This is a genomic window from Nostoc sp. NMS9, from assembly GCF_017114995.1.
Taxonomy (GTDB): domain Bacteria; phylum Cyanobacteriota; class Cyanobacteriia; order Cyanobacteriales; family Nostocaceae; genus Nostoc.
Map to the genome: position 1 here is coordinate 140,166 of NZ_JABXKL010000066.1, position 19,677 is coordinate 159,842.

12 protein-coding genes are annotated in these 19,677 nt (G+C 44.0%); 9 read left to right on the top strand and 3 right to left on the bottom strand.

Annotation, left to right across the window (positions count from 1 at the left end; genetic code table 11):
- Positions 1-9 precede the first annotated feature (9 nt).
- From HWQ40_RS19875 to HWQ40_RS19890, 4 genes are all read left to right on the top strand, one after another.
- Positions 10-1,350 (top strand): DUF4910 domain-containing protein, encoded by a 1,341-nt coding sequence (locus HWQ40_RS19875; RefSeq protein WP_292780772.1) that lies wholly within the window; start codon positions 10-12, stop codon positions 1,348-1,350.
- A gap of 727 nt (positions 1,351-2,077) precedes the next feature.
- On the top strand, positions 2,078-2,245 hold the full coding sequence (locus tag HWQ40_RS19880; protein ID WP_094348841.1) for a CopG family transcriptional regulator: 168 nt from the start codon (positions 2,078-2,080) through the stop codon (positions 2,243-2,245).
- A 772-nt stretch (positions 2,246-3,017) separates the two neighbouring features.
- Complete coding sequence (locus HWQ40_RS19885) at positions 3,018-4,799, top strand: ShlB/FhaC/HecB family hemolysin secretion/activation protein (protein ID WP_292780774.1); 1,782 nt, start codon at positions 3,018-3,020, stop codon at positions 4,797-4,799.
- Positions 4,800-4,865: 66 nt separating this feature from the next.
- The gene (locus tag HWQ40_RS19890) at positions 4,866-7,325 is read left to right on the top strand and encodes an S-layer family protein (protein WP_292780776.1); all 2,460 of its coding nucleotides are present in this window, start codon (positions 4,866-4,868) and stop codon (positions 7,323-7,325) included.
- A gap of 11 nt (positions 7,326-7,336) precedes the next feature.
- On the opposite strand, the gene HWQ40_RS19895 is transcribed toward HWQ40_RS19890, so the two are convergent.
- Positions 7,337-8,032 carry a Uma2 family endonuclease gene (locus HWQ40_RS19895; RefSeq protein WP_292780839.1) on the bottom strand — a complete coding sequence of 232 codons (696 nt, stop codon included), beginning with the start codon at positions 8,030-8,032 and terminating at the stop codon, positions 7,337-7,339.
- A 148-nt stretch (positions 8,033-8,180) separates the two neighbouring features.
- Here HWQ40_RS19895 and HWQ40_RS19900 point away from each other — a divergent pair, with 148 nt between their 5' ends.
- The 4 genes from HWQ40_RS19900 to HWQ40_RS19915 all read left to right on the top strand — a co-directional run bounded on the left by HWQ40_RS19900 (position 8,181) and on the right by HWQ40_RS19915 (position 16,306).
- A complete protein-coding gene (locus HWQ40_RS19900) occupies positions 8,181-10,739 on the top strand; it encodes a CHAT domain-containing protein (protein WP_292780779.1) in 2,559 nt (852 codons plus the stop codon).
- A 194-nt stretch (positions 10,740-10,933) separates the two neighbouring features.
- Complete coding sequence (locus tag HWQ40_RS19905; protein ID WP_292780783.1) at positions 10,934-11,920, top strand: DUF928 domain-containing protein; 987 nt, start codon at positions 10,934-10,936, stop codon at positions 11,918-11,920.
- A 238-nt stretch (positions 11,921-12,158) separates the two neighbouring features.
- Positions 12,159-15,008 carry a CHASE2 domain-containing protein gene (locus HWQ40_RS19910; protein ID WP_292780786.1) on the top strand — a complete coding sequence of 950 codons (2,850 nt, stop codon included), beginning with the start codon at positions 12,159-12,161 and terminating at the stop codon, positions 15,006-15,008.
- On the top strand, positions 15,005-16,306 hold the full coding sequence (locus HWQ40_RS19915; RefSeq protein WP_292780789.1) for a response regulator: 1,302 nt from the start codon (positions 15,005-15,007) through the stop codon (positions 16,304-16,306). Before HWQ40_RS19910 ends, HWQ40_RS19915 begins: the two co-directional genes overlap by 4 nt.
- Before the next feature lie 256 nt (positions 16,307-16,562).
- On the opposite strand, the gene HWQ40_RS19920 is transcribed toward HWQ40_RS19915, so the two are convergent.
- Positions 16,563-17,081 carry a GrpB family protein gene (locus HWQ40_RS19920; protein WP_292780791.1) on the bottom strand — a complete coding sequence of 173 codons (519 nt, stop codon included), beginning with the start codon at positions 17,079-17,081 and terminating at the stop codon, positions 16,563-16,565.
- Positions 17,082-17,145: 64 nt separating this feature from the next.
- On the opposite strand from HWQ40_RS19920, the gene HWQ40_RS19925 reads away from it, so the two are divergent.
- Entirely contained in the window at positions 17,146-17,484 is a 339-nt protein-coding gene (locus HWQ40_RS19925) for a DUF4158 domain-containing protein (RefSeq protein ID WP_292780793.1), read from the top strand.
- A 378-nt stretch (positions 17,485-17,862) separates the two neighbouring features.
- Here the strand turns inward: HWQ40_RS19925 and HWQ40_RS19930 are convergent, their stop codons facing one another.
- A complete protein-coding gene (locus HWQ40_RS19930) occupies positions 17,863-19,539 on the bottom strand; it encodes a mechanosensitive ion channel (RefSeq protein ID WP_292780796.1) in 1,677 nt (558 codons plus the stop codon).
- Positions 19,540-19,677 lie beyond the last annotated feature (138 nt).

Consider the following 19,677-nt stretch of genomic DNA (forward strand, 5'->3'; position numbering starts at 1 on the left):
ATTCTACTTATGGTTGCAGATAGACTTGAGAATATTAATTTAGTCGAGCTAAAAAATTCTTTTAACTTAAAGGATATCAGTCTAAAAATTTACCAACTAATTTCTGATTTATATCCTATTTGTCGTAGTATTACAGGTGATGGTTTTAGAGAAACTTTAAAAATTCTTCAGCAGTATATTCCTTTGTCAGTTCATGAAGTGCCAACAGGAACAGAGGTATTTGATTGGACAGTTCCTAATGAATGGAATATTAAAGATGCCTATATTAAAAACTCTCAAGGTGAAAAGATTATAGATTTTAATAATTCAAATTTGCACGTTGTTAACTATAGTATTCCTATACATCAAAAAATATCTCTTCAAGAACTTAAATCACATCTATTTACACTTGCCGATTATCCTAATTGGATTCCTTACCGAACTTCATATTACAAGGAAAGTTGGGGTTTTTGCCTCACTCACAACCAGTATTTGCAACTAGAAGATAAAGAATATGAAGTATGTATTGATTCTTCCCTGGAAGCAGGTTATTTGACTTATGGTGAGTATTATATTCCAGGAGACAGTACTGATGAAATTTTGATTTCTTGCCATGCCTGTCATCCTTCACTGTGTAATGATAATCTTTCGGGAATTGCGATCGCTACTTTTATCGCTAAATATTTAAGTCAAACTACATCAAGATATTCCTATAGATTTCTTTGGATTCCTGGAACCATTGGCTCAATTACATGGTTGGCTCTCAATGAAGCTAAAGTCAATAACATTAAACATGGCTTGGTATTAACTTGTTTAGGAGATTCAGGCAACTTTACTTACAAAAAAAGCCGTAGAGGTGACACTGAAATCGATAAAGTTGCTGCTTATGTACTCAAAAACTCAAAACAAGATCACAAAATTATAGATTTTTTCCCCTATGGCTATGATGAGCGACAATATTGCTCACCTGGATTTAATTTAGCTGTAGGTTGCTTCATGCGATCGCCTCATGGTAGTTTTCCTGAATACCATACCTCAGCAGATGATTTAAATTTCGTTCAACCCCAATATCTTGCCGAGTCATTCTTTCAATGTCATTCGATGTTGTATATCCTCAACAATAACGAAATCTACTACAACCAAAATCCCAAATGTGAGCCACAGTTAGGTAAAAGAGGAATATATCGGACAGTTGGTGGTAACAAAGATAGCGGGCTAAATGAAATGGCAATCTTGTGGGTTTTAAATTTATCTGACGGTCAGTATACTCTATTAGATATTGCAGAAAGGTCGGGAATGTCATTTGATGTGATTAAATCTGCTGCCGATACATTATCAACACATGACTTATTAACAATTAAAACCAACTAATACCAGTTCTGTATGAAGATGCGCCAAACTATATGATGAACGAACCGCATTCGCGCAGCGTCTCGTTAGAGAAGAACGCATTCGCGCAGCGTCTCGTCAGAGAAGGACACAAAGAAAGAAATAAGAAGCCAAGAAAATTTGGTGCAGCCTCACAAAGAAATGGTATAAGTACAGCTAACCCTGAAGTTCGTAGCGAATGGACTAAAACAAACTTTGCGCTCCTTTGCGCTATACTCTGTGTCCCTCTGGGTTTAAACTCAAACCCTCAATTGGTCATGAATTTACGAAACTGTGTACTAAGTTTGAAAAATATTGGGAAAATGAAATTCGCTACGACACAAACGTAGGCAAGTCCTTCCCACCAGGTAGTCTAAAAGAAAATCCAGGCTTGAAAACCCCTGAAGGTAGGTTTGATGTGTGTAGCCGCGAATTCTATTTGCTAGGGCTGCCAACTTTTTTTATATTATTATCCTCAACTGTTCTGTGATAATACTTATTTGGTATTGATATATTTAATGTTATTTTTACATTCTATTTATAATTACTGCCCAGAAAGTAGCTGAACTTTATAATCTAGAATATACTTCATCTCTTCACTATTACTTGGAAAAATATCCTATTTAACTTCATGATTACTTGAACTAAATGTCATTACTTATACCATTGTAAGAGCAGTTTAGATGATTGATATTAGAGAAGTAGTTTAAAAACATACCTTGTCTAGTACATGAATAAAAAATGGGCTGTTAAACGACTTACAATCAATCTCACATCAGGCGAGGCACAGAAGCTTGAACAATACTGTTCAACGACTGGCAGACCAGCAACTGATGTAATTCGGGAGTTAATTCGCTCTCTTTATCCTAAAGATGAAAAAGCCTCTGAAACCTCGTGAATCAGACTGCAAAAAAATCAAACAGGATAAGTACATCTTAATTTGTCAGTGAAATATGCTGCTTAACAGTTATCAGCTAACAGTGAATTCCCATAACTAAAGTTAGGGAATTTAAAGAATAATACTCTCTTACCAAGTTCAGAGCCGAGGAAATCTTTGCTCTGACTTTTGCTTTGGATATGGTGCAATCATCTTGATACACTTGCATAATTAAAAATATCAAATTAATTGAAGAAAAGGTTGAATTCAGAATCAAGATGCTCTTGCTATAGCAATCCTAAATGAGATTGTGAAAATTTTTGTTATGGTCGTCCTTGGTCATTTGTCAAGAGTCATTTGTGATTCAAAGGACAAATGACTCTTGACTGCCAACAGAAAAATATTTCACATTTAGGACTGTTATAGCTTGCTTATCCATAGCGGTAGTGAGTCCGCAAGCATTTTGCAAACCACCAAACTTCAAGTTTTGTGGGTGTATTTAACCTAGTTATATTTTTTTGGGCAGAATACCCTTCTCGTATCTGCTTTGCTCCTGAATTCTTTTTTTGACAAATAGTAATATTACTGATCTTTTTGGAAAAAATTTAAGTTAGATATATAGGACTCCGATTTGATTTTTGAAAACACACTGAGACTCAAAAGCCCGTTTTATCAGGGTTTTATCTGAAATTTTGTTCAGAAATCAGATATGAGTCTTATAGTACTTACCACTTATTTACTTATACTTTCCAAGTATTAAAAATTTAATCCCTAATTTATTTAATTACAAATAATGGTTAGAAAAACCTTGGTTATAAATCAGCCAAAGGTAAGCAAGTCCGTGGGCAAACTGAGGATTTTTGCTGGATTTATAACACTCAGCTTTGTGATCGCTGCAATATTATGCAACTATCAGGATGCAATCGCCCAAACTCCCGAACCTCAGACATTACCCCCAGGTCGGTTAGATGATATTCCTGAGACTCCGTTACCGTCGGATGTGCTACCCAAGCCACCAGACGAGAATCAATTGCTTCCATCCCTAAAACTACCGAATCAGCCGATTCTGGAGCAGAATGACCCTAATACCAAATTTCGGGTCAATCGCATTGAAGTTTTGGGCAGTACAGTTTTCAAAGCAGAACAGTTTGCTACTGTCACAAATTCCTTTGTGGGCCGGGAACTGACATTTGCAGAGTTGTTGCAAGTTAAAGATGCCATCACCAAACTCTACACTGATAACGGCTATGTCACCACAGGCGCATTGATTACACCGCAGATAATAGAAGCTGGGACAATCAAAATTCAGGTGATTGAGGGTAGTTTGCAAGAAATTAAGATTGTCGGTAATAGGCGATTACACACTCAATACATTCGCGATCGCATCAAACTTGGTGCAGGTAAGCCTTTAAATATACCACACTTAATAGAAAAGCTGCAACTACTCCGCCTCGATCCGCGGATTCAAAACCTATCAGCCGAGTTGCAGACAGGCGTGCAACCCGGAACTAATGTGTTGCAAGTGGAGGTTGAAGAAGCAGAAACTTTTAAGCTGACAGCAAGCCTGGATAATGGGCGATCGCCAAGTGTGGGCAGTTTTCGCCGGGGAGTGGATCTGCAAGAAGCCAACTTATTGGGTTTGGGCGATACCTTGAGCGTGGGATATGCCAATACCGATGGCAGTAATACCATCAATGCCAGTTACACGCTGCCGATTAACGCCCACAATGGCACTGTATCCTTCGGTTTTAGCGAGGGATGGAACCATGTGATTGAAAAACCATTCAGCGTCCTTGATATTCAATCAAATACCCGCTCTTACGAATTGAGCTATCGGCAACCACTGATGCAAAAACCAAACCAAGAGTTGGCAGTGGGGGTATCATTCTCGCGCCAGTCAAGCCAAACTGAGTTAGGTATTGATAACATTGGGCCGTTTCGACTCTCCCCAGGTGCAGATGCGAACGGAAAAACCAATATTTCGGCTCTGCGCTTTTTTCAAGAATATACCCAGCGAAGCAACCAGTATGTATTTGCGGCGCGATCGCAATTGAGTTTTGGCGTAGATTGGTTCGATGCTAATGTCAGTAATAATGAACCAGATAGCCGCTTTTTCGCGTGGCGGGGACAGGCGCAGTGGGTGCGGCAATTAGCACCAGATACTCTATTTTTAGCTAGGGGCGATTTCCAATTGGCAGCAGATTCCTTAGTACCTTTAGAGCAATTTGGTCTTGGTGGACAGCTAAGTGTGCGGGGCTATCGCCAAGACGCATTACTCACAGATAATGGTCTGTTATTTTCGGCGGAATTTCGAGTCCCAATTGTCCGCGCTGCCAAAATTGGCGGAGTGTTGCAACTGACACCCTTCATTGATGTTGGCAAAGGCTGGAATACCAAAGGCGAAAATCCATCACCGAGTACGCTTGTTAGTACTGGGTTGGGACTGTTGTGGAAACAGGGTGATGACTTCTTGACCCGCCTAGATTGGGGCATTCCCCTAATCTCAGTGGACGGTGAAAAGCGATCGCTCCAGGAAAATGGACTGTATTTTTCAGTGAGTTATTCAGCATTTTGAGGGAAGCGATCGGTTCAAGATAATATCATTTTGGGCTAAATACAAAGTATAAATAAAGGCTTGGCGATGACAACAATCTCTACTTGGTTGGTTCTGTGCGGTGGAATAGTGCCGTTGATGTTAATGCCACTTTGGTGCGGCTTTGCCAACGCCCAGGTAACTCCTGATGGCACATTGAATACTAATGTCTCTCAAACTGGCAATAACTTTACTATCACCAACGGTAATCGAGTTGGCAACAACCTGTTCCATAGCTTCAGCCAATTCTCAGTTCCTACCAACGGCTCTGCTTTCTTCAACAACGCCGCAGATGTGCAAAATATCTTCAGCCGCGTCACTGGAGGCAGTATTTCCCAAATTGATGGTTTAATACGGGCGAATGGTAGCGCTAATCTTTTTCTGCTCAATCCCAGTGGGATTATTTTCGGCGCAAATGCCCAATTGAATATTGGCGGATCGTTTATTGGTACAACTGCTAATAGTATTAAATTTGCCGATGGTGTTGAGTTTAGCGCGATTAATTCCCAAACTACCCCACTGTTGAGCATCAATGTTCCCCTTGGTCTGCAAATGGGTAGCAATCCCGCACCGATCAACATTCAAGGCACAGGACATGCCTTAACCTTAGGCCTTACCAATAATCTAGCTTCCATCACTCGCACTCCTAGTCCGACAGAACTGCGAGTACAGCCTGGAAAAACTCTGGCGTTGGTGGGTGGTAATCTAAATCTGAATGGGGCAACCCTAACTGCCGAACAAGGGCAAATTGAATTGGGCAGTGTGAGTGGCATAGGGCTAGTTAACTTGATACCAACTGCTCAGGGTTATACGCTTGGGTATGCTAATGGGCAAAGCTTTAGTAACGTTCAACTCACTGGGCGATCGCTGCTGGATGTGAGTGGGATGAATGCAGGTTCGGTTGAAATTCAGGGTAAAGAGATCCAATTTACCGATAGCTCGCTGGCGCTGGCACAAAATCTCGGTAATCTCCCCGGTGGCAACCTGCATCTTCAGGCATCGGCAGGAATCGATCTGACTGGTACAACCAGCGGAGTTCGGAGTGAAACCTTGGGGATTGGAACTGGTGGTAACATCAGCGTCATTACTCCCCGATTCAGCCTCCAGCAGGGAGCGGCATTAAGTAGCATAACCTATGGAGTATCTGCCAGTGGCAATATTCAGATCGATGCCTTAGCGCTAGAGATATCTGGCTTCTCGCTGAGCACTTCAAATGCCAGCGTTATTAACACTAGTACATTTGGTTCCGGGAGCGCAGGTAATATCTTCGTCAATGGCGATAGTTTACTAATATCTAATGGTGGAGCATTGTTTTCAGCGTCGCTGGGTGTTGGTGACAGTGGTGAAGTTATCATTCACAACATTGATACCATCATCAGGGGAAGTAGCTCCCGACCTACCCCCACTGTAATTAGCTCAAATGCCTTCAGTAGAGGAAATGCCAAAACCATAACACTAGATACTGCCAGGTTACAACTGCTAGATGGGGGAACAATTACCACAGGCTCGTTTTTTGTCGGTCATGGAGGAGATATTAGCGTAAATGCTACAGAATCCATCCAAATTAGTGGTGGCACTAAGTTAAGAAATAGCGCCATCGACTCGTCTACCATGCACATAAACCCAACATTCCAGAAGCTACTTCGTTTGCCTAATATACTGACAGCCGATGCCGGTACGATCAGCATCACAACGCCGAACCTAACCCTGAGAGATGGCGGGACAGTCAGTGTCACCAGTCAAGGTAGCGGCAATGGTGGCAGTCTCAAAATCACAGCCAATACCATCCGATTAGACCGTCAAGGAAGCATCCAGGCACAAACAGAATCAGGTAATGGAGGTAATATCGCCTTAGAAGTTGGGAAATTGTTGGTGCTGCGTGACAATAGCGCGATCGCCGCAACAGCAGGTGGTAATGGTGATGGAGGTAATATAAATATTAATGCACCCATCATCGCCGGATTAAAAAACAGTGACATTATTGCTAATGCCATTAAAGGTCGGGGGGGCAATATTCAAATCACTACCCAAGGCATCTTTGGACTAAAATTCCGCGACCAACTCACCCCTGACAATGATATTACGGCGAGTTCACAGTTCGGTGTGAATGGTAATGTGCAAATCAATACCATTGGCGTTGATCCAAATTCTGGCTTAGTCGAACTACCAGCAAATGTAATTGACCCATCTCAGCAAATTGCCACAGGCTGCGCCAACAATCAAGGCAGTAGTTTTGTTGCAACGGGACGGGGTGGCATCCCACAAAATCCTAATCAGGTGACGAGTAATGTCTACGATGGGCTACGCCTACGTACCTGGGATGATATACGAGATTTGTCTGCTTACCGCAAAACAGGTGAGCTAAATGCCCAGATTCCAGCATCCTCAAAGGTTTTCGTCGAAGCCACAACCTGGCATCGCAATGCTGACGGTAAAATTGAATTAATTGCGGTTCAACCAGCGTATATACAACCATCTTTAACCTGTGCTGCTGTTCCCAAGAGTTAATTTTTCTAGAACTAACTATCTAATTCCCCAAAGCGATCGCGGTACTGCTGGAGCAGCGCTTGTATATCCTGCAATTGTTGTTCTGCCTGTTCTGCTCGTTGACGTTCCTGCTCTGCTCGTTGACGTTCCTGCTCTGCTCGTTGCTCCAACTCCACCGGACTCAAAAATTGCCGCCCATCTGGTCGATAAATCACCAGTTCATGGTTGCCCACTGCAAATCGAACTCCCAACAGAGGACTCGTCCATCCATCCATCTGAGCAATTGGTAACAACTGTTCACCAAGACGGCGCCAACCTTTGAGTTCGTAGCGGTCTGGATCATACTGATAGTATTCTTCCACGCCGTAGGTTTGGTAAAACTCTAGCTTGCGTTCCATCTCCTCTGCATTGTTGCTGGGTGAGAGAATTTCGTATACAACTTGTGGGGCAATGTTGTCTTCCTGCCACTGTTTGTAAGACCCCCGTCGTCCCTTCGGTCTACCAAACACCACCATTGTATCCGGCGCAACTGGTGAAATTAAGCGCGATTTCACCGGGAACCATAGCAAATCTCCCGCCACAAATACGTTAGGTTGGTCAGCAAACAGAATTTCCAGATTTTCCTTAATTAGGACAATCCAACGAAACTGTTCGGTATTGTCTGCCATTGGCTTGCCGTCGCTGTCGGGGAAACGTAAGTCTGCATCGGTGCGAAAGAAGGTGGTCATAGGTTTACCCGGAATGACACAGTATTTTAATTGTATGCGATCGCTCAACAAAGGCTGATCGGTGAAAGCTGGAACTGATAGATCGCACGATCCGTTGGGCAATATTAGGTGAGTGCTTGACTGATCTTGAAACTATCAGTAATTATTTATGCTTTTCCAAATCAAACAACGTCGTTGGCTATATATAAGTCTGAGTATTGTGAGCTTATGTTTGGCATTGATTATCACACCTGCTAGAGCATCTTTGCAAGTATCGACAACTTCTACTATAAATACTTCAGCACCAACTTCCCAGCCTAGTAATTGGCTAGAACAGGGACGAAAACTCTACCATTCAGGACGCTTTGCAGAAGCAGTGACGATTTGGCAAACGGCAGCACAACAGTATCATACCCAAGGCGATCGCCTGAACGAAGCTCTCAGTTTAAGTTACCTCTCACTGGCACAACAGGAACTTAATCAATGGAAACCAGCCCAACAGTCTATTGAGCAAAGCCTGAAACTGTTGCAAACGTCCCATGCCGCCGATCCTATTCTCTGGGCGCAGGCACTTAATACGCAGGCGAATTTGCAATTGCATATCGGCAAAGCTGAAACTGCGCTGGAAAGTTGGCAACAAGCGCAAAAATTTTATGAGCAAGCAGGTGACAAAATGGGCAGCCTGGGCAGTCAAATCAACCAGGCACAAGCATTACAAAGTTTGGGCTTTTACCGCCGCTCGAAACAGCAATTGGAAGCGCTAATGCAAAAGGTCAAAGCAATGCCGGATGATGAAATCAAAGTCAGTGGGTTACGATCGCTTGGTTTAGCTTTGCAAATGATTGGTGATGGCAAAAGTCAAGAGGTGTTGGAGCAAAGTTTAGCGATCGCTCGCCAAATTTCAGCCCAACCCCAGTTAAGTTCTATTCTGATCAGCCTGGGCCAAACTGCCGTTGACTTGCAAGATCCGGAAGCCGCATTAGATTACTTTGAACAGGCTCAACTCTTAACAACTAACCCAAGCGATCAGTTACAAGCGCGTTTAGCTCAGTTCAAACTTTTCCTCAATTACGACAAACTGGAGTTTGTTAACCCACTCGCACCTCAACTACTCCAACAACTCCGAGAACTGCCCCCCAGTCACACCTCACTCTATGCAGCGATCAATTTTGTTGCCACCCTCAACCGCCAGTCAAATTCTGACCCAATCTTACCGCTGAAAGATTTGGCACAACTGATGGCAATCACAGTCAAATCTGCACAGCAAATCCAGGATACTCAAGCCGAAGCTCACGCACTAAATCAGTGGGGAAAACTCTATCAGCGTACACAGCAGTTATCTCAAGCACAGGAGTTAACTCAGAAATCCCTCAACATTGCCCGCCAACTCCAAGCTAACGATATCATTGCTCAATCTGCTTGGCAGGTGGGACAGTTGTATAAACAACAAGGCGATCGCTCAAAAGCGATTACCGCCTATACAGAAGCAGTCAACGCCTTAAAGGCACTGCGGGGAGATTTGGTGGCTATCAACCCTGATGTCCAGTTCTCTTTTCGCACCAGTGTAGAGCCGGTCTACCGGGAACTGGTTGATTTACTTCTAGAGGATCAACCGAGTCAAGCAGAACTAATACAAGCTCGTGAATTGATTGAGTCACTCCAAATTGCGGAACTCGATAACTTTTTTCGGGAAGCCTGTTTAGATAGAACTCAACAAATTGATCAGGTTGATCCCACTGCAACTGTCATTTATCCGATCATCTTGCCAGATCGTTTAACAGTAATTCTCTCCAAAGCAGGGCAACCACTCCGTTCCTATGTCACTCACAAATCTCAAGCTGAAATTGAGCAGACTCTAGACAATTTTTTGGTTGCTCTTAACCCTGTCTCAGATTCCAAAGACCGGGATCGATTGTCCCAACAGATTTATGATTGGTTGATTCGTCCAGAGGAAGCAGATCGAGCATTAATTGATACTAAAACATTGGTGTTTGTTTTAGATGGTAGGTTGCGGAACATTCCCATAGCAGCTCTTTTTGACGGTAAGCAATATCTGATCGAGAAGTATGCTGTGGCGCTCTCGCCAGGATTGCAACTGATGGCGACGCGATCGCTTCATCAAAAGCACATCAGTGCGATCGTCGGTGGCATTAGCCAATCTCGCGCTGGTTTTAGTGCTTTGCCCGCTGTGGAATCAGAGGTGAAACAAATCTCCAAGTCCGTGTCGTCCTCTCTATTGCTGAACCAAAAATTTACCAGTCAAGCCCTTGCTGAACGGGTGAAATCTAGTAGTGCAGGTATTGTCCACCTAGCAACCCACGGACAGTTTAGTTCCCGCCTCGAAGATACCTTCTTGCTCACTTGGGATGGAGAAGTCAATGTTAAAGAGTTATCTGAACTCCTAAAAAATCGGGGTAAAGATCCATCGAAAGCCATCGAGTTGCTGGTACTAAGTGCCTGTGATACAGCAGCAGGAGACGATCGCGCCGTCCTGGGACTAGCAGGCTTGGCTGTCAAATCCGGCGCTCGCTCAACTATCGCCACCCTATGGCCCGTCAAAGATCGGGCAGCCGCGATGCTAATGACTCGCTTTTATGACCAACTGCGACAACCCAAAATCACTAAAGCCGAAGCACTAAGACAAGCACAAATTAGTCTAATTCGCCAAACTGATTTCCACGAACCGTTCTTTTGGTCTGGCTTTGTTTTGATCGGCAACTGGATTTAACTAAGTAATACAACGGACTATATTGCAAATAATTTAGGCTATTTTTTACAGTGTTTTAGCTCAAGCTCGCCTATACTGCTAGTAGAAGTTCCCTGACTTTATTGTTACTTAGACTTATTCTCTGAGCTTCTGACCATAGTCAAAAGAAACGTATTTTGTTTGTATCACATTTCAATGACATAAGGAAAAACATCATGAAACGTCGATATTTAGCTAGTACACTAAGCGTCATCACTCTGATCGCTAGCAGTGCATGGACTAGTGCTCATGCTATTACATTTACCCCACCCGCCAACAGTGGCTCTCCCAGACAAGCAACAGGAGGAGCTTCTCGCGGTAGTATCTTTACACCTGCTGTCGGGAAAGGTGCGCCCAGACAGGCAACAGGAGGAGCTTCTCGCGGTAGTATGTTTGCCCCTGCTGTCGGGAAAGGTACGCCCAGACAGGCAACTGGAGGAGCTTCTCGTGGCAACCTCTTTACACCTGCCGTCGGGAAAGGTACGCCCAGACAGGCAACTGGAGGAGCTTCTCGCGGCAAGCTCTTTACACCTGCCGTTGGTAAAGGCGCTCCCCAACAAGCAAGTGCGGGTGCTTCTCGCGTTGGTACTTACTACTTGAATCCATCGACTATAAGTACAACGCAACCAGCAGCGCTAATCGCCCTCTTGCCTCAAAATTTCTATGGCACAACAGTATCTGAACGTCCCACAATATTGGTGTATCTCCCAGCTTCCAATGCCGAAGAAGCAGTGTTCAGCCTCAAGGATGAAGCTGGCAATATGCAACATCAGATGAACATTTCAGTTGCAGGGAAAACTGGGGTAATCGCGATCAAATTACCAGCCAATGCGCCCGCTTTAGCTGTTGGTAAAAACTATCAATGGTTTTTAGCACTCAAAGTAGATGGGCAACTCAGTCCAAGTACGCCTTACGTCGATGGTTGGGTTCAGCGTATCCAGCCCAGCGCTGAGTTGGCAACAGCAATCCAAGAACAAGATGCTCTGAAGCGGGCTAGTGTTTTGGGTAAAAACGGTGTTTGGTATGACTGTGTGGCAACACTTGCATCGGTATACACCGCTCAACCTTACAATACAACTCTCCGCAAACAATGGGAAGAACTTCTATCCTCAGTGAGTTTGAAGGAGATTGTAACAGCGAACTTGTTAGCATCTACTAACTAATGCCAATTTGGGCATTGGGCATTGGGCAAAATAGTTCCGTTAGCGGATACTTAGGTTTAACCCTTCCTAAGTAAAGAAGTGAGCTTCCTAACTCAGCACTCCTAAAGGGCATTGGGTTAACGAATAATTATTCTCTTTGTCCCCCTCTGCTTCCTTCCACCCAGTTCCTAATTAACCCTTATCACCAGAGGGGACCGTCCCACCTTCCTAATCCCAACCCCCATTGTATGGCACAAATATGTGGCGCAGATTCCAGGCTTTTATCCAACGTACTCGCAGCGTTTTGATTATTACTCCCAGCGTTGCCTTGACAGTTATAGTTGGGCAATCGTTGGGACTTTTCAATTTACCGGAATGGAAAATTCGTGACGAATGGGTTCGTCAGCGATCATCTGTAGCGATCGCAGATGAGATTGTGATTGTCACAATCGATGAGCGCGATATCCAATCAGTACGTAAATGGCCAGTTCCAGACTGGGCACTGGCAAGATTACTAGAAAAAATCCGGGCGCAGCAGCCGAGAGCCATTGGCTTGGATCTCTATCGAGATTTACCGGAAGGAAGCGGACACGAGCAACTTGTTCAAGTCTTTCGCAACACTCCCAATTTAATCGGAGTTGAGAAAATTACTGGTGAACGCGTCAATCCCCCACCAGAATTGAAAAAACAGGATCGGGTAGGATTAGCAGATTTAGTGTTGGATGGCGATCGCTTTGTACGTCGTGCCCTCCTGACAGCTGAAGATACCAAAGAGAAAAACACCATTAAAGCCGGACTGGCAACCCTTGTAGCCCTAAAGTACCTCGAAGCTGAAAAAATTAGCTTAGAAAGCATTGACCCCCAACAGCAAAAGTTTCAGTTGGGTAAGGAAATTTACCTACCACTGCAAAATCAAGAAGCAGGTTATACCGATGCCGATTTAGGAGGCTATCAAATTCTGCTGAATTGGCATGGTTCAGAAGCAGCATTTCGGACAGTTGCGATGCGCGATGTGTTAGCAGGGAAAATTCCGGCAGATTTAATGCGCGATCGCATGGTATTTATTGGGTCAATTGCTTCCAGTACCAATGATTTCTTCAGCACACCCTTCTCTTCTTGGATATCTGCTCAAAAACCGACTCCAGGTGTGGTTGTTCATGCCAATATTGCTCATCAACTAGTACGAGGAGCAAAAACAGGAAAAGCCAGTCTACACGGTGTTTCTGGAATTTCTTTATCACTCTGGATTGTTTTGTGGTCTGTTATTGGTTCTACAGGTAGTTGGTTGTTATCCAGTAGCAAGCTGCGGATTCCCGGCGGCAAAATTCTTTGGGCAACTGTAGGCATCAGTGGAGCCTGTATATGGGGTGGCTATGGAATGTTTTTGTATGGTGTTTTAATTCCGGTAACACCCACCTTAGCAGCGTTTATCGGTAGTGTGATTGCAACAACTAATGCCTATAAACAGCGGAAGTTAGAAGAAACCAATCGCCAACTGGAAATTGCCAACAGTCAACTATTGGATTATTCCAAAACCCTAGAGACGAAAGTCGAAGAACGAACTCATGAATTAGTTGAGGCAAAGCAAGCTGCTGATGCTGCCAATCAGGCCAAGAGTGAGTTTCTCGCCAATATGAGCCACGAACTACGCACACCTCTTAATGGCATCCTTGGTTTTGCCCAGGTACTAGAAGAATCGCCAAACATGACAGCTAAAAACCTAGAAGGAGTCAGCATTATCTACCAATGTGGCTCGCATCTTTTGATGCTGATCAATGACATTCTCGATCTCTCGAAGATAGAAGCGAGGAAATTAGATTTGGTTGTCACTAGTGTGCATCTGCCCAGTTTCTTACATGGTGTAACTGAGATTTGTGGTATCCGGGCTGAACAGAAAGGGATTGGGTTTAATATCTTAATTAGCGATCGCCTACCACTTGCCATTGAAGCTGATGAAAAACGGCTACGGCAAGTGTTAATTAACTTGCTGGGCAACGCGATCAAATTTACTGATAGCGGTAGCGTAACCTTTAAAGTAGAGGTACTGGATACTGGGGACTGGGGACACAAGGAAAATCAATGCCCAATGCCCGATGACGCCAGTCGCCTCAAGTCGGGAAACCCGCCCACGGCGCTGGCTCCCCAATGCCCAATGCCCAAGATTCGTTTTCAAATTGAAGATACGGGTATTGGGATGTCACCAGACCAACTGGAAAAAATCTTTTTGCCCTTTGAGCAAGTGGGTGAAGCAGGGCAACGATCTGAAGGTACTGGCTTGGGATTGGCAATTAGCCAAAGAATTGCGGCATTGATGGGGAGCCAAATTCAGGTGCAGAGTCACCTGGGCGAAGGAAGTCTGTTTTGGCTGGATTTGACAGTATCAGTACCACTCGCTCATGACTGGCGTGGAGGAGCGATGTCTACGACGGACTACGCGCCAACTCCCCAGAAAATTATTGGGATTCAGGGTAGTGCGCCTCAGATTCTGATTGTCGATGACGATCGCAACCACTGTTCTATGTTAACCAGTCTGCTGCAAGAAATTGGCTGTCGAACCTTAGAAGCGACCGATGGCAAACATGGGCTACAGGTGGCAATTGAACACAATCCAGATGTGATTCTACTCGATTTAGCCATGCCCAACATGGATGGTTTTGAGCTAATGGTTCACCTGCAAGCGAATCCACAAACCAGTTCTATTCCCATTATCGTCTCTAGTGCCAGCGTCTTTGAGTCAAATCGTCAGCGGAGTTTAGAGGCAGGAGCAACAGCATTCCTACCCAAACCTCTCCAGATTGACGAACTACTCAATAGACTGCGATCGCTCTTGGGAGTGGAATGGATTTATACCGAATCTTCGCCTCCCAAAGGTGAGCAGATTACTGGGAGTGAATGGGTACTACCATCCCAAGATGTTTTGCAACAACTCTATCATTTGGCAATGATGGGAGATATCTCAGCGATTGAGGGAATGTTAAAAGAACTAATTGAGCAAAATAGTCAACTAACTCCCTTCGCGACAGAGTTAAGCAAACTCACTGCCAATTTCCAAACCGGAAAAATCCGTAAGTTACTCAAATCATTTGTCACAACGGAGTTACATCCATGATCGCTGTTTCTATCTCGAAACCCATACATATTCTATTAGTGGATGACAATCCAAACAATCTCAAGGTGCTATCTGAAGCAATTCAGAGGTGTGGCTGGAAAGCCCTCATGGCAACAGATGGAGAGTCAGCGATTGAACAAACAGAATATGCTCATCCCGATCTGATTCTCTTAGATGTGATGATGGCAGGTATTGATGGATTTGAAACTTGTCGCAGACTGAAAAACAATCCGATCACTCAGAATATTCCAGTAATTTTCATGACTGCCCTATCCGATTCTACAGACAAGGTGGCGGGATTGGAAATAGGTGCAGTTGACTACATTACCAAACCCTTCCAACACGAAGAAGTCATTGCCCGTTTAAAGTTACACCTAAAAATTTCCCATCTCACTCGCACACTAGAAGAACGCGTGCAAGAACGCACCGCAGAATTAACTCAATCTTTACAACAGTTACAGCAAACCCAACTACAAATGATCCAGAGTGAGAAAATGTCCACATTAGGGCAGTTGGTTGCAGGTATTGGTCATGAGATTAATAATCCGGTTGGTTTTGTTGGCGGAAATTTATCTTATATTGAGGAACATGTAAATAATCTACTTCGCCTGGTGAGCCTGCAACAGCAAAAGCTAACGCAGTCAGACTCGGAAATTCAAGAGCTTCTTGAAGAAATCGACTTGGAGTATCTGGCAGAGGATCTACCGAAACTACTGGCATCAATGCACCAGGGAATTACCCGTCTTAAAGAGATCAGTCTCTCTTTGAGAACTTTTACTCGCGCAGATATTTCATCTCAGGTGGAGTTTCAGATTCACGAAGGAATTGATAGCACCTTAATGCTGTTGAAACATCGACTCAAAGGCAATGGCGATCGCACTAAAATCCAGGTTGTCACACAATACGGTGAGTTACCTCCAATCAGTTGCTATCCCGGACAACTGAACCAGGTGTTCATGAATATCATCGCCAATGCCATTGATGCATTTGATGAACTCCATCAAAACAATTCCGATCCAGAGATTGCTGCTTGCGAGAATATCATCACCATTACCACATCGGTTAATCCCCAGCAACAAACCGTCACAATTTGCATCCAAGATAACGGCCCCGGTATGCTTACTGAGGTGCAATCTCGAATTTTTGAGCAATCTTTCACAACCAAGCCCGTGGGTAAGGGAACTGGGCTGGGATTAGCGATCAGCTACCAAATTATTGTTGACAAACACAACGGACAAGTCAACTGCTTGTCAGTACGTGGTGAGGGGACAAAATTTATTATTACCCTGCCTATGTAATTTAATATACATTGATTTTATAAAAAATTCGGCAACTCTACATAACTACACTCGATTTAGCCTATAACCTGAGTAAAACCAGATTCACTTCTCTTTAAATTTTCTTTACGAATCAGCTCTAAAGGTTGCACCTGATTTTATTGATTATTTGGAAGTTTACAAGGGGGATGCCGAAATACGTGGCAAATGGGACACGTTGTAAAGAATTATTAAAACACTTGCTTTAATATCCCTTATGGGGTGGGTATCTAGTTATTCAGATTGCTCCAAGGTCATGCAACGCCCGTTCAGTAATCATTTGGATGTATTCAGACTTGGCATCAGTGTATGCTTGGCGGTTCGACGCGAACTTCTGCGCAAGTTCAAGCTTCAGTCGTGCATATCTATGCGCTTCATCGGAATGTTTGATCAGGTAGTCACGAAACGATAGGTGACGACGGAGTTCCTTGCTATCGCGTGGGCAGACATAGAGGTGGTGGCGCGGTGTGTTCGATGGACAGAGAAAGGCTTCGCGCCCTTCGATGCCGAGATCGCCCTCATGCACATATCCAAGGGTGGCGAGCGCAAGGGTAGTAGCTCTAATATAGGCAGTCGATGCCACCACTACATCCATATCAATGATTGGCTTGGCAGCAAGTCCAGGCACGGATGTGCTGCCAACATGTTCGATAGCTAAAGCTAAGTCGCCGAGAACTTCAGCCACGGGAGTTTTCAGCTTAAAGAAGAGCGAGGGCCAGTTGGGATCATATTCAACAATGACGATCTGTTCAGGCATGAAGTGTCACTTCCTAATAAACATTATGTGACTTTGATCAAAATTACTCAGACACTTAGCTGTTGTGCGAGTATATGAATCAGCCAGCGTAATGGATAACCCTGCCGACTTAATTAATGTTGTCATTAGTGAATTAATTAAACACCACTATGAATTACCAGGTTTTTATACTTTAGACCGATTAGTGCGTCGGGTACGTTATCTTGTCAATCAAAAAATATTTAATCTTGTCATTAGCCAACTAGATAACGAGTATATTCAGCGCTTAGATGACCTGTTAGATAGTCACCCAGCAGTTAGCCGCAGCCCATATAATGACCTGAAGCAGCTTCCCAAGCGTCCCACACGAAATTCAATGCGATCGCAGTTAACGGCACTAAAAATACCTTTTGAAATTTATTAATTTAATTTTTCAAGTTACAAAAATATTGTGGATACTCGATTGCGCGACTCTTAACCCACGAACTTCGACCTTTTTACTCGGAAGTTCAACCTTTGAACTCGGAACTTCGACCTTTTTACTCGAAACTTCGACCTTTTTACTCGGAACTTCGACCTTTTTACTCGGAACTTCGACCTTTTTACTCGAAACTTGAGCTTCAGAACTCGGAATTTGAGCTTTAGAACTCGAAACGTCAAATTCTACACTCAAACTCCGAGTTTCTAAGCTCTAACTTTCAACCTCTTAAGCAAAATTGCCGATAGATTTTCTGCACTATTGATGCTTATGGCTGCACTTTTCCAGATAGATTTACAGACGAAATTGCGCCTTCATCAATTTTTAGTTTCTACCTTTGAAAGAGTTTAGCCATTCTTGAACTTGCTCTCGTGCAATATCGCGCCCTCCAAGACCAAAAGCTAGGGCAATAGCAACTGCGATCGCACCTAGTAAAAGTCCAAAAGCTAAATTCACAATATCACTGGCAACTCCTATCTGTTGCAGTGCCATTGCAGAAACTAAGGCAATAATTGCAATCCGCGCCACTTGTCCCAAAATCTGGGCTTGGCGCTCGCCAGAACTGGTAATGATGTTAAAAGCCAGATTTGCCAGGAATAAGCCAATGGCAAAGATCACCAATCCTGCCAAAATCCGCCCGAATATAATCACAATCCCAGACACTAATGCTGTCAAGGCTGGAATATTCAAGATATTCACCGCCGCCACTGTGGCAAACAGCATGATCCCCACTAAGGCAACAATGCCTACAATTTCCGATGGAGTACGGGTTGTAATCGGCTCAACTGTTGGTTCTGTGGAAATGACGATTCGTCTGCTGGGTGTTGTCAGACCCAAAATAGTGAAAATGTTATTAAACCCTAAATTGGTGAGGATACTTGTAACCAAGTCCGCAATAAACCGCCCGACGAAATAGGCAACAATCAAAATTGCCACGGCTGTAAAGATGGCAGGTATGGCGTTGAGAACCTGTTGCAGCATGGCGATCGCGGGTATTGATATCGCATCAATTCGCAAGGCATTGAGTGCTGCGATCGCTACAGGAATCAAAATCAAAACATAGACAATTGTGCCGATAATACTCGATAGAGGTTGCACCCCCGCACTTGCAGATAATCCCAACCGACTACCTAAATGGTCAAGACCAGTTGTCGCCAGCAAGTTCGTCACAATCCGCCGGACTACATTAGCGATGAACCAGCCAACTACAGCAATCAAGATCGCCGCTAAAATGTTCGGCAGAATTAGCAGAACTTCTGTAATTAGAGCTTGTACTGGTTGTAGAGCCTGCCTGAGTCCGAGAGTATCTAAAACTGGGGCGAGAAACAGTAAAAATATAAACCAATACAGAGCATTGCCTATCGTCTCACTCAAAGACAGCTGATTCAGGCTGGGTGCTCTGTCTTCTGGTTCTGGATTCAAACGCTCATCTAGGTTAAATGCCTGTAACGAGCGCACAGTGATAATCTTCACAATGGTCGCCAAAAACCAGGCTGTTGCCAAAAGGATTCCTGCACCAACCAACTTTGGCAAAAAGCCAATAAGTTGATTGAGGAAATTATTGAGGGGTTGAGAGGCTATTTCCAGATCCAACGTCTGTAAAACAGCTACCGCAGTTAACAGGATAATGCTCCAAAAGACCAAGCTGGAGATTAATTTCTCCACTTGGGGAACATCTTGACGACCCGTTACCCCAGCGGCAATGCGGTTATCTATGTTTGTGCGCTTGAGGATTCCTTGCGTCAGTGCCGCTGCGATCGCTGCAATGAGCCAACCTACTAGTAAGATTGCTACCGCCCCTAAAAGACGAGGCGTAAACAGAATCAACTGTTGAACAATACCTTGCACATCAGCGATTCCTTGATTCACTGCTGGTTGTATTGGTTGCAGGCTGGGCGATGATTGTGCCAAAAATTGCTGCACCCTTGAGGATAAACCAACCCCGTAGGCGTAGCCCGTCGTAGACATCACCTGGGTTATTTCTTGCCAAGTTGTGTTCATGGTTTTCGGGAATTATGCTTAAGTATTCGCCCCAAACACTGAGTCAGTGTTTTGCCTATCAATTTACCAGTAAAAACATACATATTTACTCATATTTGATTTAATATACGGGCATTGGGTATGGGAAAGAGGAGGCAG